This window comes from Mycobacterium dioxanotrophicus (genome assembly GCF_002157835.1).
In the GTDB taxonomy this organism is placed as follows: domain Bacteria; phylum Actinomycetota; class Actinomycetes; order Mycobacteriales; family Mycobacteriaceae; genus Mycobacterium; species Mycobacterium dioxanotrophicus.
The window spans coordinates 6,221,502-6,241,423 of sequence record NZ_CP020809.1 but is presented as its reverse complement, the minus strand read 5'-3'; the positions used below and the strand labels follow the sequence as shown (position 1 = coordinate 6,241,423).

Annotated in this window: 18 protein-coding genes; 7 read left to right on the top strand and 11 right to left on the bottom strand. The window is 68.4% G+C overall.

The window, feature by feature from the left end; genetic code table 11:
- Window position 1: 1 nt before the first annotated feature.
- Genes hxlB through BTO20_RS30335 form a run of 5 tightly spaced genes read right to left on the bottom strand, consistent with a single transcriptional unit; the run spans window position 2 to window position 4,239 of the window.
- A complete protein-coding gene (gene hxlB, locus BTO20_RS30355; protein WP_087079588.1) occupies window positions 2-559 on the bottom strand; it encodes a 6-phospho-3-hexuloisomerase in 558 nt (185 codons plus the stop codon).
- The gene (locus BTO20_RS30350; protein ID WP_087079587.1) at window positions 556-1,185 is read right to left on the bottom strand and encodes an orotidine 5'-phosphate decarboxylase / HUMPS family protein; all 630 of its coding nucleotides are present in this window, start codon (window positions 1,183-1,185) and stop codon (window positions 556-558) included. The genes hxlB and BTO20_RS30350 overlap by 4 nt, the downstream gene beginning before the upstream one ends.
- Window positions 1,182-2,165, bottom strand: coding sequence for a sugar kinase (locus BTO20_RS30345; protein WP_087079586.1), 984 nt, complete (start codon window positions 2,163-2,165; stop codon window positions 1,182-1,184). The genes BTO20_RS30350 and BTO20_RS30345 overlap by 4 nt, the downstream gene beginning before the upstream one ends.
- Window positions 2,165-2,935, bottom strand: a complete 771-nt coding sequence (locus tag BTO20_RS30340) for a fumarylacetoacetate hydrolase family protein (protein WP_087079585.1) — start codon at window positions 2,933-2,935, stop codon at window positions 2,165-2,167. Before BTO20_RS30340 ends, BTO20_RS30345 begins: the two co-directional genes overlap by 1 nt.
- On the bottom strand, window positions 2,932-4,239 hold the full coding sequence (locus BTO20_RS30335; protein ID WP_087079584.1) for an MFS transporter: 1,308 nt from the start codon (window positions 4,237-4,239) through the stop codon (window positions 2,932-2,934). Before BTO20_RS30335 ends, BTO20_RS30340 begins: the two co-directional genes overlap by 4 nt.
- 151 nt (window positions 4,240-4,390) lie before the next feature.
- Here BTO20_RS30335 and BTO20_RS30330 point away from each other — a divergent pair, with 151 nt between their 5' ends.
- The 4 genes from BTO20_RS30330 to BTO20_RS30315 all read left to right on the top strand — a co-directional run bounded on the left by BTO20_RS30330 (window position 4,391) and on the right by BTO20_RS30315 (window position 8,361).
- A complete protein-coding gene (locus tag BTO20_RS30330; RefSeq protein ID WP_232490899.1) occupies window positions 4,391-5,176 on the top strand; it encodes an IclR family transcriptional regulator in 786 nt (261 codons plus the stop codon).
- A gap of 100 nt (window positions 5,177-5,276) precedes the next feature.
- Window positions 5,277-6,629: a cytochrome P450 gene (locus tag BTO20_RS30325; RefSeq protein ID WP_087079583.1), complete on the top strand. Its 1,353-nt coding sequence runs from the start codon at window positions 5,277-5,279 to the stop codon at window positions 6,627-6,629.
- Entirely contained in the window at window positions 6,626-7,510 is an 885-nt protein-coding gene (locus BTO20_RS30320; protein ID WP_087079582.1) for an alpha/beta fold hydrolase, read from the top strand. The genes BTO20_RS30325 and BTO20_RS30320 overlap by 4 nt, the downstream gene beginning before the upstream one ends.
- A complete protein-coding gene (locus tag BTO20_RS30315; protein WP_087079581.1) occupies window positions 7,507-8,361 on the top strand; it encodes an SDR family NAD(P)-dependent oxidoreductase in 855 nt (284 codons plus the stop codon). Before BTO20_RS30320 ends, BTO20_RS30315 begins: the two co-directional genes overlap by 4 nt.
- 3 nt (window positions 8,362-8,364) lie before the next feature.
- Here BTO20_RS30315 and BTO20_RS30310 read toward each other — a convergent pair whose 3' ends face one another.
- From BTO20_RS30310 to BTO20_RS30290, 5 genes are all read right to left on the bottom strand, one after another.
- On the bottom strand, window positions 8,365-9,300 hold the full coding sequence (locus BTO20_RS30310) for a TAXI family TRAP transporter solute-binding subunit (RefSeq protein ID WP_087079580.1): 936 nt from the start codon (window positions 9,298-9,300) through the stop codon (window positions 8,365-8,367).
- A complete protein-coding gene (locus tag BTO20_RS30305; RefSeq protein WP_087079579.1) occupies window positions 9,297-10,676 on the bottom strand; it encodes a sensor histidine kinase in 1,380 nt (459 codons plus the stop codon). Before BTO20_RS30305 ends, BTO20_RS30310 begins: the two co-directional genes overlap by 4 nt.
- Complete coding sequence (locus BTO20_RS30300; protein ID WP_087079578.1) at window positions 10,677-11,342, bottom strand: response regulator transcription factor; 666 nt, start codon at window positions 11,340-11,342, stop codon at window positions 10,677-10,679. It abuts the gene before it with no gap.
- 10 nt (window positions 11,343-11,352) lie between these two features.
- Complete coding sequence (locus BTO20_RS30295) at window positions 11,353-12,723, bottom strand: MFS transporter (protein ID WP_087082896.1); 1,371 nt, start codon at window positions 12,721-12,723, stop codon at window positions 11,353-11,355.
- A gap of 128 nt (window positions 12,724-12,851) precedes the next feature.
- On the bottom strand, window positions 12,852-13,322 hold the full coding sequence (locus tag BTO20_RS30290) for a DUF2834 domain-containing protein (RefSeq protein ID WP_087079577.1): 471 nt from the start codon (window positions 13,320-13,322) through the stop codon (window positions 12,852-12,854).
- A gap of 69 nt (window positions 13,323-13,391) precedes the next feature.
- On the opposite strand from BTO20_RS30290, the gene BTO20_RS30285 reads away from it, so the two are divergent.
- The 3 genes from BTO20_RS30285 to BTO20_RS30275 are packed head-to-tail and all read left to right on the top strand — an operon-like array spanning window position 13,392 to window position 16,646.
- Window positions 13,392-14,009, top strand: coding sequence for a TetR/AcrR family transcriptional regulator (locus BTO20_RS30285; RefSeq protein ID WP_087079576.1), 618 nt, complete (start codon window positions 13,392-13,394; stop codon window positions 14,007-14,009).
- A gap of 48 nt (window positions 14,010-14,057) precedes the next feature.
- Window positions 14,058-15,620, top strand: a complete 1,563-nt coding sequence (locus tag BTO20_RS30280; protein WP_087079575.1) for a phytoene desaturase family protein — start codon at window positions 14,058-14,060, stop codon at window positions 15,618-15,620.
- A 48-nt stretch (window positions 15,621-15,668) separates the two neighbouring features.
- Window positions 15,669-16,646: a cytochrome c oxidase assembly protein gene (locus tag BTO20_RS30275; protein WP_087079574.1), complete on the top strand. Its 978-nt coding sequence runs from the start codon at window positions 15,669-15,671 to the stop codon at window positions 16,644-16,646.
- A 3-nt stretch (window positions 16,647-16,649) separates the two neighbouring features.
- Here BTO20_RS30275 and BTO20_RS30270 read toward each other — a convergent pair whose 3' ends face one another.
- On the bottom strand, window positions 16,650-19,910 hold the full coding sequence (locus tag BTO20_RS30270) for a protein kinase domain-containing protein (RefSeq protein WP_087079573.1): 3,261 nt from the start codon (window positions 19,908-19,910) through the stop codon (window positions 16,650-16,652).
- Window positions 19,911-19,922: the final 12 nt, after the last annotated feature.

Here is a 19,922-nt window from a genome sequence, read left to right as displayed (position 1 = left end):
GCTACTCGGTGTTGGCGTGAGCGGCCCGGGCCGCCGCGTTGTCCACCTCACGCAACATCGCCAGCCGCAGACACACCGCGTCGAACACGATGTGGCAGACCTGGTCGAAGAGGCTCGACAGCGGCTGGATGGTCGCCGCCTCACCGGGTTTGCGGTATTTCGTGGCGGCGGGGACGTGCACGACCGTCGCGGCGGCGGCCGCCAACGGCGAGTCGGGGTCGGTGGTCACCGCGATCACCCGGCCGCCGACTTTGTTGGCCTGCTCTGCCGTGCGCACGGTGCTCGCAGTGGTGCCTGATCCGGATACCGCGACGAGCAGGTCTGCGCTGCCCAGGGCAGGTGTGGTGGTCTCGCCGACGACGTGGACCGGCAGGCCCAGATGCATGAGCCGCATGGCAAACGCCTTGGCCATGAAGCCCGAGCGGCCCTCGCCGGCCACCACGACATGGCCGGCGGAGTTGAGTTCGTCGGCGATGGCGTCGAGCGGGGCGTAGTCGAAAGCGTCCAGCACGCCCCGGATTTCGCCGAGGATCGTCGAGACGAGTTCCGCGCTGCTCATCGCAGCACCTCCGCCCCGGCTGCCGCGCGCAGTGCCTGCACGGCGGCCAGCGGATCGGGGCTGGAGGTGACCGCCGAACCCACGATCACGCGGATGTCGGTGCCCGCCAACACAGGCATGTCGGCGACCCCGAGACCACCCGCCACGGCGATCCTGCGGCCGTCGGCCCATGGACCCAACTGCGCGAGCGGACTTCCGCCGTCGCCTTGTGCGTCCTTGCTGACGTGCGCGGCCAGCACGACGTCGGAGGGCAACCGGTCGGCCAATGCAGCACGTGCGGCGGCGTCGAGACCCATCAGGTCGACGACGAGTTCACGGCCACGCTCGCGGGCGACCTGCACAGCGGTGTCGATGGTGGTGGCGGGCGCCAGGCCCAGCACGGTCGCCGACCGGGCGCCGGCGTCGTAGGCCATCGTCAGTTCCCAACGCGCGTCATCGGCGGTCTTGAGATCGGCCAGCACGGGGGTGTCACCGGCGGCATCGGCCACGGCGGTCAGATACGCCGCGCCCTCACGCTTGATCATTGAGGTGCCGACTTCGATCCAGTCGACGTGCGGTGCCACCGCGGCGGCGACGTCGAGCGCTGTCGCGGCGGGCATGCGGTCCAGGGCTATCTGCAGTTTCATGCGCAAACGGTTCCTTTTCGTCGGTCGGGTTCGCAGTGTGGGCGGGCGGCGGCGAGAAACGCCTCGAGCGCGGTGCGGGTCGGCAAGCCGTCCTTGTCGCCGGGGGAGGTGGTGGCCAACGCGCCGACGGCGCTGGCTCGCGCCAGTGCTGCTTCGGGCCCCAGACCGTCGAGGTGGGCGCTGATCAACCCGGCCGCGAAACCGTCACCGGCGCCGACGGTGTCGACCACGGTGACCGGGAATACGGGGCGACGCCACACGCCGTCGTGGGTGTGGATGGCCGATCCGCGGCTTCCGTCCTTGATCACCACGCGCGAAACACCCTGCCGCAGATAATGGTCGGCCACTCCGCCGGCGGTCGCGGCACCGGTGAGCAGCGCCCCTTCGGCCAGCCCCGGCATGACCCAGTCGCACCGGCGGGCCATGTCGTTGATCACCGCTGTCATCTCGGAAGGCGAATCCCACAGTGCCGGACGCAGATTGGGGTCGAACGAGATGGTGGCCCCGGCCTTGCGGGCCACGTCGACGGCGTGGAACGCGAACGCGCGGGTGGTTTCCGAGAGGGCCAGCGGAATGCCGGTGAGGTGCAGGTGCCGGGCGCCGGACAGGTAGACGTCGGCGGCCGCGCTCGGCGCCAACCGGCTGCCCGCCGAATTCTTCCGGAAGTACACCACCTCCGGATCACCGCCCTGGGCCAGGCTTTTGAGCTGGGATCCCGTGGGTGCGGTGGCGTCGACGCCGACCAGCGACACGTCGACGCCTTCGGCGGCGAGTTGTTCGACGGCGAACTGGCCGATGGGGTCGGCGCCGACCCGACCGACCCAGCCGACCCGGTGTCCGAGTCTGGCCAGTCCGGTTGCGACGTTGGCTTCCGCGCCGGCCAGTGCCAGCTCGTAGCCGCGCACCCGGTGCAACGGGCCGGGTGAGGTGGCCATGAACATGCCCATCATCTCGCCGAAGGTCACCGCGTCGAGGTTCATCAGGCCACCTCCCGCTGGTCCTCGGCCGCGCAGACCGGGTTGTGAAGTTCGCCCACCCCGGCGACGGTGGCGGTGACCGTCGATCCCGCGGTGATGGGTCCGGTGCCGCCGGGTGCTCCTGTCAGCACGACGTCGCCGGGGTGCAGCGTCAGCACGCTGGTGACGTAGACCAGGCATTCGAGCACCGAGCGGGCCAGCTCGGCGGTGCCTGCGGCCTGCAGGTCGACGCCGTCCACCTGCAGGCTGATCGACAGATCGTCCGGGGCGAGGCCGGTGGCGATCCACGGACCGAGCGGTGTCCAGCCGTCAAAACCCTTGGCGGCGAACCACAGTGGGTCGCTCTTCTGCAGATCGCGAGCGGTGACGTCGTTGGCGACCGTGAGGCCGAGGATGTGCTCTGCAGCGTTGGACAAGGTCAGTCGCGTTGCGCGGCAGCCGATCACGACCGCCAGCTCGGCCTCGGCATCGACCCGGCCGATCCCGGTCGGCAGCGGGATCGGCGCACCGGGTCCGGCGACGGTGGTGGCCGGCTTGAGGAATGCCTGCGGGGGCAGCTGCCGGTCGGCTGGCCCGGTGTTGTGTGCCATGCCGACCACGGTGCGCGGCGTGACCGGGGCGAGAAGCCGAGCATCACGCGTCGGCACCACGGTTCCGTTGTGGCGCAAGCGCTTTGTGAACGGATCATCGATCAGCGCGTAGCCGTCGGGCTCGACCGTGGCGTGGTGGATACCGCCGGGATGGGCGATGCGGGCGATTCTGCGGGCCGTCATGCGGCAATCCGATGGTTGGTCGCGGCCGCCGTCGGCTTCGGCGCCTTGACCAGGAAGATGATGCCCGCAGCAACCAGCAGGCAGGTCGCCATCAGCAGGAACGAGGCGTCGGTGGAGTTGGTGAGCCCGTTGAGCCAGCCGACCAGATAGCTGCCCGCGAATCCGCCGACCGCGCCCAGCGAGTTGACCAGCGCGATCGAGGGCGCGGCCTGATCACGGGGGAGCAGTTCCGGGATGTGCGCGAAGTACGGGCCGTACGGGGCATACATGCACGCACCCGCGACCACCAGGAGCGCGAAGGCCACCCAGAAGTGGTCCCCGGCAACGTAGGAGCCGTAGAACGCGAGCCCGCCGATCAGCAGCCACGGCCACACGCAGCGGGCCCGGCGTCCGGTCTTGTCCGAGATCCGGCCATTGAGCAGCATGGCCACCACGGCGAAGGCGTACGGGACCGCGGCGATCAGGCCCGTCGAACCGATGCCCTGCCCGGTGCCGTGCTTGACGATCGAGGGCAGCCAGAACACGAAACCGTAGATGCCGAGGCTCCACAGGAAGTATTGGATGCTCAGCAGCACCACGTTGCGCGAACGGAGGGCATGCAGATAGCTGCCCGTCGACGTCTGGAACCCGCGCTGTTCGGCGTCGAGGGTTTCCAGCAGGGTGCGCTTCTCGGTGGCGCCGAGCCAGGTGGCCTGTCCGGGGCGGTCTTGTACGAGCTTGCGGAAGACGAAGGCCCACAGGATCGCGGGCAGACCTTCCAGGATGAACATGCCGCGCCACGACGTCGCCTCGATCAGATAGCCCGAGACCGCCGTGAGCCACAGGACGGTCACCGGATTGCCGAGGATCAGATACGTATTGGCCCGTCCGCGTTCGGCTTTGGTGAACCAGTGCGACAGGAAGATCACCATTGCGGGCAGGACCGCGGCCTCGACGACACCGATCAGGAAGCGCACCATGATCAGCAGCGCCGCGCTGTGCAACAGGCCCTGCACGGTGGCGAGCACACCCCACAGGATCAGCGACCAGAAGATCAGGTTCTTGACGCTGCGGCGCTCGGCGTAGATCGCGCCGGGGATCTGGAACAGGAAGTAGCCCAAGAAGAACGCGGCTCCGATGAGCGCCGAGATGCCGCTGGAGATTGCCAGGTCTTCCTTCATGCCGCCGGCGATGCCGACGGAGAAGTTCGAGCGATCGAGGTACGCCAGGGAGTAGGTGATGAACACGATCGGCAGCAGCCGCGACCAGCGCTGTGTGCCGATGACCGCTCCGCTGGAGGCGGGCGTGCTGGAGGTTTCGGCCACCGCGGGCTCCTTCCGTAATGTCTTCCGCTATATGGAAGTAGCTTCCATAACATAGAACACAGTGGCAGATTGCTGCGACCCACGTCAAGTATGTCTTCCAAAATACGGATGGCACTTCCATATTGCGGAAGCTCTGAGCTAGAGTTGCGGCGTGACCAGTGCCGCGAACGATCAACCCGTCAGCCGCACCGACATGGTGGGCAAAGCGCTGTGCGTGATGCGGGCGATCGGGGCCGGTCCGCTCGACGGCCGGACGTTGACCGAACTGGCCCGCGAGACGGGCTTTCCGCTCTCCACGGTGCACCGCCTGGTCGCCACGCTGGCCCGCGAAGGCTATGTCGAATGCGACGAGCAGTCCAAGCGGTACCGCGTCGGCCTGACCGTTTTTGCCCTGGCTCAACGTGTATCAGAGGCACGCGGTTACGACGGGGTGGCGCTTCCGGTGCTGCGGCGGCTTGCTGCGCAGACCCGGGAGTCGACGCTGATGTCGGTGCTCGACGGCACCAACCAGTTGTATCTGCACCACATCCACGGACCGCGTCAGATCAATGTGATCGGTGAGCCGGGCACCCGGGGACCCCTGCATTGCACGGCCATGGGCAAGGTGCTGGTCGCGTATGCGCCGCGCGCGCAATCTGCAGAGTTGGTGGCGACGTTGGAGCTGCCCAAGCTCGGGCCCAACACCATCACCGATCGGGACGCGTTCGCCGCGGAGATCGCCCGCGTGCACGCCGGCGGTTACGCCGTCGCCGACGAAGAGCACGAACAGGGCATCGGAGCGGTGGGGGTTCCGGTGCTCGGCGCCGACGGCACGGCGATCGCCTCGATCTCGGTGGCCGGCCCGTCATTTCGGCTGTTGCGCGACGACCTCGTCGCGATGGTTCCCGAGCTGACCGCGGCCGCCCGCGAGCTGGCCCTGAAGTTGCCGGCCCGCTAGCTCCCCGCGTCTCCGCGCGGTGGATGGGTCCCAGTCCCTTGCCGGACCCGGTACCGACGCGTACCGTAATCGGTACTTCGCAGTACCAAGGAGGTTCGGCATGGCGGAAGCAACGACCGACCCGGTGCGCTTGCCGCCGGGTCCACGGATCCCGAAGATCGCTCTCGGTATGGCCTTCCTGGCCTTGAGGCACCGGGTGATCACCGTCCTGGGCCGCCGATATGACGGCGCCTACACCATCGACCTGCCCATTTTCGGCAGAACCGTGGTGCTCAGCGACCGGGCCCTGGTCAAGGACCTGTTCACCACCAGCGGGGACTTGGTGCACCGCGCATCGAATCTCGGGGCGGTGCTGGGCCCCGGCTCGACGTTCAGCCTTGACGGCCCGGCCCATCTGCAACGCCGCAAGCTGCTGGTACCGGCCTTCCACGGCAAGCGAATGGGCGGCTACGAGGCCATCGTCGAGGAGGAGGTGCGCCGCGAGATCGCCGGCTGGCCCACCGGCATCGAGTTCGAGACGTTGGAGCCGATGATGCGGATCACGCTCAACGCGATCCTGCGTGCCGTGTTCGGGGCCCGCGGCGCGGCGCTCGACGAGCTGCGTGAATTGCTTCCGCCGATGGTGCCGCTGGCGTCGCGCATGGTGGTGATGCCGCCACGGCTGCGCCGCGACCTCGGCCCGTGGAGTCCGTGGGGGCGGGTGGAGCGGTCCCGGCGCCGCTACAACGAGATCATCGCCGATCTGATCGCCGAAGCCCGGTCGGACCCGAATTTCGCCGACCGCAACGACGTCCTGGCGCTGATGCTGCACGCTCGCTACGAGGACGGTTCGGCGATCACCGACAGTCACGTCGCCGACGAACTGCTGACCCTGCTGACGGCGGGCCATGAGACCACAGCCACCACGCTGGCCTGGACCCTCGAACGGCTCCGCCGGCACCCCCGGTTGCTGTCACGGCTGACCGCGGAAGCCGACGCAGGCGGTTCGGAGCTGCGGCAGGCCACCATCTGGGAGGTGCAGCGCACCCGGCCCGTCATCGAGGCCACCGTGCGTACGACGCAGGATCGGATCAAGCTGGGGGAGTGGGTGATTCCCGAAGGGACGACGGTCATCGTGGGTATCGCGGCATCGCACGAATCGGAGCGCAACTTCTCCGACCCGGCAACGTTCGACCCTGACCGGTTCCTGGGCGCCACGCCGGACACCTACACCTGGATCCCGTATGGCGGCGGGATCCGGCGGTGCATCGGCGCCGCCTTCGCCAACATGGAGATGAACGTGACGCTGGCCACGCTGCTGCGGGAATTCGAGTTCGGCACAACCTATTCCGCGGGGGAGCGGCGGCATTCCCGCGGCGTGGCGATCGCGCCCGGTGACGGCGGGCGGGCTGTGGTGTATCCCCGAACGCCGGTGGTGCATGCGCCTGCGGTGGCCGAGCAGGTGTCGGCATGACCGAGCAGCACATCGTCGACGTCGGTCGAGGAATCTCCTTGTGCTACGAGCAGTTCGGCGACCCTGCCGACCCGCCGATCGTGTTGATCGCCGGGTTGGGGCAGCAGTTGCACTCCTGGCCGGACGGTTTGGTCGCCGAGCTGGTCGCGCGGGGTTACCACGTGACACGCTTCGACAATCGCGACGTCGGGCGGTCCACCCACATGTCATTCCGGCCGCCGGGCCCCGTGGCCATCATCAGGGGCGGCAACGATCCGAAGCAGTACCACCTCGGCGACATGGCGCGTGACACCGTGGGTCTGCTTGATGCCCTTGGCTTTTCGGACGTGCACCTGGTCGGCGTGTCAATGGGCGGCATGATCGCCCAGACCGTCACCGCACACTACCCGGGCCGGGTGCGGACCCTGACCTCGATCATGTCGAACACCGGCGCTGCCCGCATCGGCAGGCCTGCGCCGTCGACCTGGTTTCGGATGGCCACCCGGCGCCCCGCCCGCACCCGCGCCGAGGCGGTCGACGCCGCGGTCAAGATTTTCCGGCACATCGGATCGCACGGGTTCCCTTTCGACGAGGAGTGGGTGCGCGAGAAGGCAGGCGCCGACTGGGATCGCGATCGGTCGGCCGCGGGGACGCCGCGCCAACTCGCAGGCATCTTCGCCTCCGGTGACCGCACCGCCGAACTGGCGCAGATCGATGTTCCGACACTGGTGATCCACGGTGACCGCGACCGCATGGTGCATCCCACCGGGGGCGCGGCCACCGCCAGGGCGATCCCGGGCGCACGGCTGGAGACCATCGTCGGCATGGGCCACGACTTGCCACGTGGGGCCTGGAACCAGTTGGCGGACCTCATCACCAAACACACCAAGGAGCATCTGTGAGCAAGCGTCGAACCATCAGCGGCCGCACGGTCGTCATCACCGGAGCCGCCTCCGGAATCGGTCGGGCCCTGGCCCAACGGCTTTCGGCGCATTCCTGCCCGGTCGTGATCGCCGACGTCGACGAGGTGGGCCTCAAGGAGACCGAGACGAGCCTGCCCGGCCCGGTGCTGACCCGGGTGCTCGACGTGCGCGACGCCGCCGATCAGCGCGCGTTCGCCGACGAGGTGGCCGACTGGGCGCCGCAACCGCTGGGCGCGGTGTTCAACAACGCCGGCGTCGCGGTCGCATCCAATGTGCTCGACGCCGTGCCCGAGGACGACCAGTGGCTGTGGGACATCAACTTCCACGGCGTGGTCAATGGGACACGGGCGTTCCTGCCGATCCTGGCCAAGCAGGACGAGGGCGTGATCGTCAACACCTCCAGCGTGTTCGGACTGGTCGGGATGCCGAGCCAGAGCGCATACTGCTCGGCGAAATTCGCGGTCCGCGGGTTCACCGACGCGTTGCGCCAGGAGCTGCGCGGCACCGGAGTGTCGGCCGTCAACGTGCATCCGGGCGGCATCAACACCAACATTGTGCGCAACGCGCGGTTCCGCAAGGACCCGGAAGGCCGGGGCCGCAACCAGACTCAGATGGCCGACGAGTTCGCCGCGATCACCTTGACGCAGCCGGCCAAGGCTGCCGAGATCATCCACCGGGGTGTCGAGGCGGGCAAGGCGCGAATCCTGGTGGGGCCGGACGCCTATGTGTTCGACGCGCTGGCCCGCATCGCTCCCACGCACTACTACGACGTCATCGGATTCGCGCAGACGCGGTTGCGTGGCCGGGCGCGGGCTCGGGCGGCACGGTAGCAGTCAGCCGTGCAGCCGGCGGTAGGCCTGCGCCGCGCCGGGATGCAACGGCACCAGCCCGGTCTGGATCATCGTCGCCGGGGCCAGGTACTGCAGGCCACGCACATGCGCGGGTACCAATTGCGCTGCGTCCGAGGCGAGTACGTCCACCGCTGCGGCCGCCACGGCGTCGGCGACGGCGTCACCGATCAGCAGGAGGTTCGGGACACCGATCGTCTTGAGACCCGGCGGGGCGTAGGTGCCGGTGGGCACGCTGCGCAGCAGGTACGGGTAGCCCGAGAGCCCGGTCATCGGTGTGGCGAGGTTGCCGATGTCGAGCATGCGCAGTGGCTGCCGGGCATCGAGGTCGGTGATCGCGGGTGTCGGGACGCCGCCGGACCACACCACGGCCTGCAGGTCGCCGTTCGCGAGTCCGGTCAGGCCGTCGCGTAGGCGATAGTTCACCAGTGCCACCCGGTTTCGCAGACCGGCCGCGTCGAGCATCACCACGCTGGTCGCCGCTGCGCCCGAGCCGCCGGGTCCTATCGAGACACGTCCGCCCTTGAGATCGGAAAGTCGCTGCGCCGCAGCGGCATCCCGCACCACGACCTGCAGGTAGTTCTCGTACACCCGGGCCAGCGCCTGCGGTGCGGTGTCACGCGGTCCGCCGGCCAGGTCGTGTTCGGCGACATCGGCCAGGGCGAGCCCCATATCGGCCTCGCCGGAGCGTAGCCGGGCAAGGTTGTCGACGCTGCCTTCGGTGGCGATGACGTCGACCTGCAGATGCGGGTAGCGGGCGTGCATACGTTCGGCCAGCAGTTCGGCGAACGCCAAGTAGAGGCCGCCGGATTCGCCTGCGGCCAGCCGCACGCGCGCAGTCGGTCCGTTGCGCATGCAGCCCGCGGCCAGCAGGCTCGCGGCGCCGATCGCGAAGGCGCGCCTGGTCATTGCCGCCGTCATGCCCGCGAACCTGCCACCGGGAGCCCGAAGCACACGCGCAAACCGCCTTCGCCGGCCTTGTCCACTGTGAGCGTCCCGCCGTGGCCCGCCGCGATCTCGGCGGCGATCGCCAGGCCGAGTCCGGTGCCGGACCGGTCGTCGCTCCCGCGCCAGAATCGGGTAGTGGCCCTTGCCAAGTCGTCCTCGGACAATCCGACACCGTCGTCACTGACAGTGAGGTCGACCGCCTGATCGGCCGGTGTCGCCGACACCGTCACCGTGGTGGCGGGCCCGGCGTAGCGCAACGCGTTGTCGATCGCGACGTCGAGCAGCTGCTCCACATCGTGTCTGGCCAGCTGAACGGCGAGCCCGGGGCGGGGATCGCAGTGCGTCAGACGCTGATCCTGACGGTCGGCGACGGGTTGCCAGAACGCCAGGCGTTCATCGATCACATCGGCAAGTTCGGTCGACTCCTCGGCCGTGGTGGACAGGCCCACCCGACGACTGCCGCTGACCTCCTCTGCCCGGGCCAGCCGCACCAACTGCTGCAGCAGGTTTTCGAGGCGGTCCAGTTCCGCGGACATCGAACCGTAGGTCGGCCGCCCTTCCTCGGACACATAGTCTTCCAGGTTGTCCGCGCGAAGCCGCACGGCGGCAAGGGGATTGCGCAGCTGGTGCGATGCGTCGGCGATGAGGCGGCGCTGCCGGTCCAATGACGCCCGCACCACCTGGGCCATCGTGTTGAACGCCGAGGTGAAGTGGCGCAGCTCAGGCGGACCCGCGACATCGGCAGGTGGGCCGGACACGCCTTCGGTCATCTCGGCGACGGCGCGTTCCAGGCCGTTCAGTGGACGCAGCACCCAGCGGGTCAGGCCGCGACCCACCAGGGCCGCAAGCACGAGCAGGGCCAGGCACCCCGCCGTGACCCACAACCAGCCGATGCCGATATCGCGTGCAGCAGTGGAGGTGTCGACGGCGATCAGCACGGCGCCGACGAGTTCGCCGTCGCGCCGGATGCCCGCGGTGTCCAGCCGATGCTGTCGGTTCCACGGCATGATCGGGGCCCAGTGCGACGCAGGCGCGTCGACCAGGGCATGGTCGACCGCCGTTGCGGCCTCCGGATCGGCAGTGGTGAGTCCGCGCGCAGCGAGAGGCTGACCGTTCGCGTCGACGACGAGTACACCTTCCCCATAGAGGTCGTGGTAGCGGTCGACGAGCCGGTCCAGCGGAACGTTCGGCATCGCCGCCGCGTCGGCCAGCGCGGCCAGTTGTCGTCCCCGTTCGGCGGCCAGCGCAGCCGAACGCCGGTCGGCCAGGCTCAGGGCCAGGGGCACGGCCAGTGCGGCGATCGCCAGCAGCGACAGGACAACGAGAATGACTCGTACCCGGACGCCCATCTAGCTGTCCAGCCGGAAACCGAAGCCGCGCACGGTGTGTAGCGGCAGCCCGGTGAGCTTGGCCCGGATCTGCCCGATGAAGAAGTCTAGCGACCTGGACCGCCCGACCACCGCGGTGCCCCACACCTCGAGCATGAGTTCCTCACGGCTGACGGCCTCGCCCTGCTGCGCGGCCAGGGTCGCCAGAATCTGGAACTCGGTCTTGGTCAAGGACTGTGGCGTGCCTGCCACGCTGACTTCCCTGCGGTCGCGGTCGATTCGTACCGGCCCGGCGACGACCGGTTCGGCATGTGATGGCGCGGGGCCGCCGACCCGTTGCACCCGGCGCATGACGGCCTGAATGCGGGCCAGCAGCACAGCCTTTCGAACGGGTTTCACCAGATAGTCGTCGGCGCCGGCACGCAACCCGAGCACCACCGCGCCGTCGCCGTCGCGGGCGGTCATGATGATCACGGGAACCGTCGATGCTCGCCGCAGCGTGCGCAGCACGTCGAGGCCGTCCATGTCCGGGAGCCCAAGGTCGAGCAGCACCAGATCGCAACCCTTGACCCGGTTGAGCGCATCGCCCCCGCGCCCGGCGCGCACCACGGTCGCGCCGGTCTGGCCGAGCAATTCGGCCAGCGCCGACGCGACACCGTCGTCGTCCTCGACGAGCAGGACTTGCATGACGCTGATGCTAGGAAGCCGTGGGCGAAACCGTGACGGATTCGCCGATGCCGGCGTTCAATTCGCGGGTTTCCCGTTCCAGCTGCGACCGGCGCGAAGACTCGCCCATGAAGACGTACACCAGCAGCGATACCAAGGCGGCTGCGGCGACATAGCCGAAGAACCAGTTCTCGTGGCCAATGTTCTTGAGCCCCAATGCCACGTATTCGGTGGTGCCGCCGAAGATCGCGACCGTGAGCGCGTAGGGCAGGCCGACGCCCAGCGCGCGGATGCGGGCGGGGAACAGTTCGGCTTTGACCACGGCATTGATCGACGTGTATCCCGACACGATGACCAGACCGATCATCATCAGGCCGAATGCCGCCAACGCCGATTCGACATGGGCCACCGCGGTGAGCAGCGGAACCGTGCACAGCGTGGCGCCCACCCCGAATGCGATGAGCAACGGGCGGCGGCCGATGCGGTCCGACAGCGCGCCCACCAGTGGCTGCAGCGCCACGAAGATCAACAGGGCGACGAAGTTGATCCAGGTGACTTCCTCTTTCGGCAGGCCCGCGGTGTTGATCATGAACTTCTGCATATAGGTGGTGAAGGTGTAGAACGCGATGGTGCCGCCCAGCGTCAGGCCTACTACGGTCAGGCATTCCCGCGGATACTGCAGCAGCACGCGCAGGCTGCCACGTTCACCGCCTGCGGCGTTCTCGCGCACGGCCAGTTCGTAATTCGGCGATTCGTCCATGGTGCGGCGCAACCACATGACGGTGACGGCTGCCGCGGCCCCGATCACGAATGCGATGCGCCAGCCCCACGAGTGCAGCTGCTCGGGCGTGAGCATCTGCTGAAGGATGATCTGCACCCCGAGCGCCAGCAGCTGCCCGCTGGTCAGCGTCACGTACTGGAACGACGAATAGAAGCCGCGCCGGTGCGGCGTGGCGACCTCACTGAGATAAGTCGCCGACGTCCCGTATTCGCCGCCGAGCGACAGTCCCTGCAGCAGCCGCGCGATCACCAGCAGCACCGGCGCAAGGGCCCCGATCTGCGCGTATCCGGGCAGAAATGCGATGCCCAGCGAGCCGGCGCCCATCAGGGTCACCGACAGGGTCAGCGCCGCGCGACGGCCGAACCGGTCGGCGTAGCGGCCGAACATCCAGCCGCCGAGCGGGCGGACCAGGAAACCGACCGCGAAGATGCCCGCGGTGTTCAGCAGCTGCGCGGTCGGATTCCCGGACGGGAAGAACACGCTGGCGAAGTAGATGCTGAACGCCGCGTAGGCGTACCAGTCGTACCACTCGATCAGATTGCCCAGCGATCCGCGAATCACGTTGCCCGCCACGGATCTCGCCCGCGGCTCCGGGTCGCTGCTGCGCTGTGTTGACGTCATTGTCGTGCCTCCCCGCCGGTTGTAGGTGTTGCCCATGATGTGAGGCCGGTCACCTGCGGGAGAAGGGGCCAGGCCCGGATCCCGACGTTTCCTTGCACGATCCACAGATTGCGCGTCGAGGGCCGGGCTCAGCCGACGGCGACCCCCGATTCCTGGTGGCGGCGTTGCCGTTCGGCGGTGGCGAGGTAGAACGCCCAGGCGAAGGCGAAGTTGGTGAACAGGCTGGACACGAAATACAGCCAGGGATACCGGATTCCGCGTCTGCGGCCGTCGATGATGGTGAACAGCGGGAGCAGGATGACGTTGCCTACGGTGTAGTCGGAGCTCGCGGACCCCGCGGCGGGGTTGGTGTATCCGAGCCGCAGGAACTCACCCCAGGAGCCCTGTCCCCAGAAGGGGTTGGCGGCGTATTCGTAGACGTAGCGAATGTTGAAATACCAGGTCAGCGGGAGTGACGCGATGCCGACGACGTAGAACACGGCCTCCAGCGTCGACACCTTCGGGCCTGCTGGGACGCGGGTGAAGACCGCCGGGTTCAACCGGACGATCAGCACGATGGTGATGATGCCCAAAGCCGCGTGGACGATCAGCGAGACCATAGCCGAGTGTCACCACGCGAGGAAAGTTTTGTCAATATTGACATTACTGGGATGCGGTACGTTACCCGCATGGTCCGGCCGGCACAGACGGCGCGCAGCGAACGCACCCGCGAGGCGCTGCGGCAGGCTGCGCTGGTGCGGTTCCTGGCCCAGGGCGTCGAGGAAACCTCGGCCGAGCAGATCGCCGCGGACGCCGGGGTGTCGCTGAGGACCTTCTACCGGCACTTCACTTCCAAGCACGATCTGCTGTTCGCCGACTACGACGCCGGGCTGCACTGGTTTCGCGCCGCGCTGGCCGACCGACCGCCCGGCGAATCGGTGATCGACTCCGTGCAATCGGCAATCCTGGCTTTCCCGTACGACGTTGACGCGGTGACCAAGATCGCCGCGATGCGGGCGGCCGAGCTCGACCCCGGCCGGATCGTCCGGCACATCCGGCAGGTCGAGGTGGATTTCGCCGAGGCGGTCCGAGAGCGGCTCGCGCACGACGACCCGCCGGGGCCGGGTGTGGACGATCAGTTGCGGCTCACGGTGGCCGCGCGCTGCATCGCCGCGGCGGTGTTCGGCGCGATGGAGTTCTGGATGCTCGGTGACGAGGCGGGTGAGCGGTCGCTACCGGAGCTGGCGCGGTTGTGCCGGGCTGCGCTGGAGTCGTTGCGGGACGGTGTCATCCCGACCGACGCCTGATGTTTTGTCATTATTGACAAAACATGGTGACCGTGCCAGCCTCAGCCGATGGCGGACTTCGACGCGATCGTCATCGGCTCCGGCCACAACGGGCTGACGGCCGCGGCGCTGCTGCAGCGCGCCGGCCTGCACACCGTGTGTTTGGAGGCCAAGCGCTACGCCGGCGGCATGGCGTCCACGGTCGAGCTGTTCGACGGCTACCGGTTCGAGATCGCCGGATCGCTGCAATTCCCCACCTCGGCGGTGGTGAGCCGCGAACTCGGCCTCGAGACGCTGCCGACCGTCGACCTCGAGGTGATGTCGGTGTCGTTGCGCGGCACCGGGGATGCGCCGGTGATCTACTACGCCGATCCCATGAAGATGCTCACCCACCTGGGCGAGGTGCACGGCGCGGACGCCGTGATGGGCATGGCCGGGCTGATGGCCTGGAGCCAGGCGCCCACGCGCGCGTTGGGTCGCTTCGACGCCGCCCGCCCGCCGCGCAGCATCGACGAGATGTATGCCTGCGCCACAACCGAACTCGAACGTTCTGCGATCGACGATCTGCTGTTCGGGTCGGTCAGCGACGTGCTGGACCGCTACCTGCCGGACCGCGAGAAACACGGCGCGCTGCGCGGCATGCTGGCCTTCCTGGCTGTCAACACCACCTACCGCGGCCCCGAAACCCCCGGCAGCGCTGCGGCATTGGCCTACGGGCTGGCGGTACCCGACGAGAACGCCATGCTGATGAAGAAACTCGCGGGCGGTATCGGTGCGCTCACCGAACATCTGTACGCACTGCTGACCGACGCCGGCGGGGAAGTGCGGCTCAACGCCGCGGTCGCGGAGATTCTCGTCGACACCGGTCGCGTCACCGGCGTACGGCTGGCGGACGGGTCGACCGTCAGCGCGCCCGTGGTGGTCTCCGCCGTTGCCCCGGACCTCACCGTCAACCGGCTGCTCGCCTCCGACGCCGTGCCCAGCGAGATGCGGGACCGGTTCGCCCGCGTCGACCATCGAGGCAGCTACCTGCAGATGCACTTCGCACTCGACGGGGCACCCACCTTCGCCGCGCCGTACGAGTTGCTCAATGATCCCGAAATGCAAGCGGCCATCGGGATTTTCAGCACACCTGAGGAGCTTCAGCAGCAGTGGTTGAACGCCAGGAAGGGCATCGTCCCCGACGATCCGGCCGTCGCCTTCCAGATCCCGTCGGCGCACGACCCGACCCTGGCGCCCGCGGGCAAGCATGCGGCCTCCGCGTTCGCGCTGTGGTTCCCCGTCGAGGAATCCGCGTCGAGCTACGGCGAGCTGAAAGCCGAGATGGGCCGACGGGTCATCGACAAGATCACCCGGCTGGCGCCGGATTTCGAAAGCCGGATCGTGCTGCACACGACCTTCACGCCCCGCCATATGGGCACCATGTTCGGCGCACCCGGCGGGGACTACTGCCACGGCCTGATCCACCCCGAACAGATGGGCCGTAACCGCCCCGGCCCGCGCGGCCACGTCGACCAGCCGATTCCCGTGGCCGGCCTCTATCTCGGGAGCGCCGGTTGCCACGGCGGGCCCGGCATCACCTTCATCCCCGGCTACAATGCCGCCAAAGCTGTTCTCGCCGACACCGCCTGACAGTCGACACACGGCTCACTGACAGGTACCGGTCGCATACTGTCGCCCATGCGAACCGAGGTCGGACCCCTGACATTGCAGGCCGTCCTGACGTCGTGGCAGTTCGACGCGGTGTCGGTGGTCGTGGTGCTGGCGCTGGCGGTCGGTTACGGGTGGTGTGTCCGGCGCAGCGGTCTGCGCGGCAGGCCCGTGTGGTGTTTCGGCGTCTCCATGGTGCTCTGGCTGCTGGCCACGGTCAGCATGGTCGGGGTCTACGCGTACGTGCTGTTCTGGGTGCGGGCCCTGCAGGTGGTGCTGCTGCTGCTGGTGGTCCCGTTTTTCCTGGCCTCGGCGACGCCGGTCACCGCCTTGCGCGCCAGCCTGCCCGCCGCAGGACGAGACAGGCTGGATCGGCTGCTGGCGGGTCGGGTCGCGCGGGTGCTGCTGCACCCGGCCACCACGTCGATCGCCATGCTGGGTACGCCCTGGCTGCTGTACCTGACGCCGTGGTACACCGCCGCGTTGCAGCAGCTCGCAGTGGCGGCGGCCACGCGAATACTGTTGGTGCTCATCGGTTTCGGCTACTTCTATGCCCGCCTGCAGGCCGATCCGGTGCCCCGGCGGTACTCCCAGCTGATCTCGTTGCTGATCAGTGTGGTGGAGTCGATCGGCGACGGCGTCCTCGGCATCGTGCTGTGGCTCGGCCCGTTGATCGCTCCCGCGTACTACGCGGCACTGCACCGGGATTGGGGTCCGAGCGCGCGGATGGACCAGGTGATCGGCGCGGGCGTGCTGTGGATTCTCGGCGACGTGCTGGGGGTGCCGTTCCTCATCGTGTTGATGCGGGCGCTGTCGGCTGATGAGAAGGCACATGCCGCCGAGGTCGACGCCGAGCTGGACCGCGCCGAAGCTGCCGAGGCCGAGAAAACCAAGGAAACCGACACGGTCGACGAACCCAGGGAAACCGAGGCCGCCGAGGAACCGGCCCGGCCCGCGCTGTGGTGGGAAGCCGACGAGCAACTGGCCCAACGGTTCCGGCGCCACTGACGCTCAGGGTGTCCCGGAACCCTTTTCGCGCTGCTCGACAACCCATACCGCGATCTGGGTGCGGGAGATGAAGCCCAGCTTGCCGAGAATGTGCTCGATATGGGCCTCCACGGTGCGGCGCGCGATCAACAGCTTCGCGGCGATTTCCTTGTTGGTCTTGCCTTCGGCGATCAGGGCGGCGACCTCGTTTTCCCGTCGGGTCAGCGCACCGTCCGGCCGCGGTGCGGCTGTCGCCGGCGCGCGTTCGTCGAGTGCATACCGGATCGCGGCGTCGGTGTGCATCTGGTGGCCGCGCCCGAACTCCGCGTCATATACCTTGCGTCCCAGGGCTTTCTGGACCCGCTCCTGCTGCTGATCGTGCACCGAGACGAGATGGCGCATGCCGAACAGCGGTGCTCCGGTCCGACGCCACAACCGGTCGGCCGCACCGAGCAGCCGGGCCGCGCGCTCGGGCACCGGCTCGCCGCCGGCTGCCCAGGCCAGGATCTCCAGGCAGAAGGCGATCACCCACTGCTCACTGAACTCACGGGCCAGTCGCATGCTGTCCCGCGCCGATTCGGCGGCCCCTGCGACGTCGCCGTGCAGCCACGCGACGAGCGCGCGGTCCCACAGCATGTACGACTTCAGCCAGCGCTCGCCGAGGCTGTCGCACAACGTGACGGCGTCGGTACAGACCTGCATGGCCGACTCCGTGTCGCCGAGCAACGCGGTGACACCGACGAGGTAGAAGCTGGTGTCGAGGGTGCCGAGCCTGCTGCCGGTGGCGTGGTGCTGGTCAAGCGCCTCGGCGAGCAGACGCCGCGCTGCGGGCAGGTCGCCCTGGGACATCTTCGTCATCCCGTCCAGCTGTACGGCCCACGCGGCCGCATCGGCGTCGCCGAGCTGCCCGGCGAGCGGCACGCACTCCTGGAGCAGCGCCCCGGCTGCGGCGATGTTCTCTTCGAGCGTGCACAGGTATCCGGCGACCCACAGCGCCCGGGCGCGAATTTCGCTGGGCTCCTTGTCCAGTGCGAGCCCGCGTTCCAGCCAGCGGCGACCTTCGCTGGTCAACCCGGTCGCGATCCAGAAAAACCACAACGCGCTGGCCATCTGCAGGCCGGGTGCGGCCTCGTCCGGTTCCGTGAAGCAGAACTCGAGCGCGGCACGGAGGTTGCCGTGTTCATGCTGCAGCGCACTGAGCCGCCGCGCCTGCTCGGGGCCCAGCCAGTTCGCGCGGGCCTGTTCGACCAGGTCGGCGAAGTAGTCACGGTGGCGTCTGCGCTGCGCCTGCTCTCCGCCGCCGGCACGCAGCCGCTCCAGTCCGTACTGGCGGATGGTCTCCAGCAATCGGTACCGCAGGTGATCGTCGACCTGTTCGGCGATCACGATCGACTTGTCCACCAACGTCTCCAGCACACCGAGCACGTCCCACTCGTCGAGTTCGTCGCTCGAGCAGATCGCTTCCGCCGCGGACAGGGTGAATCCGCCGGCGAACACCGACAGCCGCGCCCACAGCAGCCTCTCCTGCTCCGAGCACAGCGCATGGCTCCATTCGAGCGATGCCCGCAGCGTTTGATGCCGGGGCAGCACCCCCGGGCTGCCGCCGGTGAGCAGCCGGAAGCGGTCCTCGAGCCGATGCAGGATCTCGGTGGGGGACAGGGCGCGAAGCCGCACCGCCGTCAGTTCGATGGCCAGCGGGATGCCGTCCAGCCGCTGGCAGATGCGCGAGATCGTCTCGGCGTTGCCCTCGTTGAGCGCGAACTCCGGCTGCACCGCGGTCGCCCGGTCGACGAACAGCGTGACCGCCTCGTACTGGCCGAGTTCGTCCGGTGGCAGCCGCGCCTCGTCGGGCATCGACATCGTCGGAATCTGGAAGATGTGTTCCCCGGTGAGCCCGAGGGCCTGCCTGCTGGTGGCGAGGATGCGTACCCCGGCCGCGCCGTAGAGCACCGCCTCGGCGATCACGGCGCAGGCGTCGCGCAGGTGCTCGCAGTTGTCCAGCACGAGCAGCAGGTTTCGGTCCGACAGATACTCCACCAGGGCAGGGGTGGGCAATCGTCCGCTGCGGTTGTGTAGCCCGAGAGTGCTCGCGATGGTTTGGGCGAGCAGGGCCTCGTCCTTGAGCTCCGCCAGCTCCACGAACCACACGCCGTCGGGAAAGGTGCGTTGCAGATCCGCGGCGACTCGCTGAGACAGCCGGGTCTTGCCCGCACCGCCGACGCCGGTGAGGGTGACCAGCCGCGAGGTCGAGAGCAGCCGCTTGATCTTGGCGATGGCACGTCGTCGTCCGATGAAATTCGTGAGTTCGGCCGGAAGGTTGCCCTTGGGGCGCGCACCCGACGGTGACTCGGGTTTCCACGTCGTGTCCTGCCCAGCCGCCCCCAGTTCGGCCTGCACGGGCATCTCGTCGACCGCGAAGCCATGGTGGCGTTGGGCCTCACGCAGGTTGTGGCCCAGTTCCGCAGCCGATGGTCGGTGTTCCGGGTCGGCGGACATCGCTTGTTCGATGATCACGCTGACGTCCTCGGGAATGCCGTGTTCCCGAAGGTTCGGAACGGGCTCGTTGGTGATCCTCATGAACTGGGCCACCACCTGTTCACCGCTGCGCCGTTCGTAGGCGGCGTGACCGGTGAGCGCCGCGAACAGGGTCGCACCCAGGCCGTAGACGTCGGCGGCCGGGGTCGGCGCATGGCCCAGGATGGTCTCCGGTGCGGCGAACGCCGGGGAACCCGTCACGACACCGCTGGCGGTCTCGAAACCTCCCGCGACGTGCGCGATGCCGAAGTCGGTCAGGGCCGGCTCGCCGTAATCGGTGAGCAGGACGTTTCCCGGCTTGACGTCGCGATGCACGATGCCCAGGCGATGCGCGGTCTCCAGGGCGCCTGCCAGTTTCACCCCGAGCCGCAACACATCTTTGAGCGGCAGCGGACCGTGCCCGCGGATCCGCGAGTGCAGCGAGTCCTGGGGGTGGTAGGGCATGACGAGGTAGGGATGGCCGTTGTCGGTGGTGCCCACCTCGAGGACGTAGACGATGTTGGGATGTCCCGTCATCCGGCCGACCGCGCGCTGCTCGCGATAGAACCGCGCACAGTTCTCTTCATCCAGGTCGGCCGTGAGGACCTTGACCGCCACGGTGCGGTCGAGCGAGGGCTGGGTGCAGCGGTAGACGACGCCGAAACCACCGCGGCCGATCTCGACGGCGTCTTCGAATCCGGCCGCTGCCAAATCTGCCGTGACGGAGCCCGAAATATCGTGCTGCGTCGCGAACGGATCGACATCGGCCATCGTTACCTCGAT

Excerpts from the sequence above, each read along its gene's own strand:
- hxlB (WP_087079588.1), bottom strand. The coding sequence starts at position 559 with ATGAGCAGCGCGGAACTCGTCTCGACGATCCTCGGCGAAATCCGGGGC.
- BTO20_RS30350 (WP_087079587.1), bottom strand. The coding sequence starts at position 1,185 with ATGAAACTGCAGATAGCCCTGGACCGCATGCCCGCCGCGACAGCGCTC.
- BTO20_RS30345 (WP_087079586.1), bottom strand. The coding sequence starts at position 2,165 with ATGAACCTCGACGCGGTGACCTTCGGCGAGATGATGGGCATGTTCATG.
- BTO20_RS30340 (WP_087079585.1), bottom strand. The coding sequence starts at position 2,935 with ATGACGGCCCGCAGAATCGCCCGCATCGCCCATCCCGGCGGTATCCAC.
- BTO20_RS30325 (WP_087079583.1), top strand. The coding sequence starts at position 5,277 with ATGGCGGAAGCAACGACCGACCCGGTGCGCTTGCCGCCGGGTCCACGG.
- BTO20_RS30320 (WP_087079582.1), top strand. The coding sequence starts at position 6,626 with ATGACCGAGCAGCACATCGTCGACGTCGGTCGAGGAATCTCCTTGTGC.
- BTO20_RS30310 (WP_087079580.1), bottom strand. The coding sequence starts at position 9,300 with ATGACGGCGGCAATGACCAGGCGCGCCTTCGCGATCGGCGCCGCGAGC.
- BTO20_RS30305 (WP_087079579.1), bottom strand. The coding sequence starts at position 10,676 with ATGGGCGTCCGGGTACGAGTCATTCTCGTTGTCCTGTCGCTGCTGGCG.
- BTO20_RS30300 (WP_087079578.1), bottom strand. The coding sequence starts at position 11,342 with ATGCAAGTCCTGCTCGTCGAGGACGACGACGGTGTCGCGTCGGCGCTG.
- BTO20_RS30295 (WP_087082896.1), bottom strand. The coding sequence starts at position 12,723 with ATGACGTCAACACAGCGCAGCAGCGACCCGGAGCCGCGGGCGAGATCC.
- BTO20_RS30290 (WP_087079577.1), bottom strand. The coding sequence starts at position 13,322 with ATGGTCTCGCTGATCGTCCACGCGGCTTTGGGCATCATCACCATCGTG.
- BTO20_RS30285 (WP_087079576.1), top strand. The coding sequence starts at position 13,392 with ATGGTCCGGCCGGCACAGACGGCGCGCAGCGAACGCACCCGCGAGGCG.
- BTO20_RS30280 (WP_087079575.1), top strand. The coding sequence starts at position 14,058 with ATGGCGGACTTCGACGCGATCGTCATCGGCTCCGGCCACAACGGGCTG.
- BTO20_RS30275 (WP_087079574.1), top strand. The coding sequence starts at position 15,669 with ATGCGAACCGAGGTCGGACCCCTGACATTGCAGGCCGTCCTGACGTCG.
- BTO20_RS30270 (WP_087079573.1), bottom strand. The coding sequence starts at position 19,910 with ATGGCCGATGTCGATCCGTTCGCGACGCAGCACGATATTTCGGGCTCC.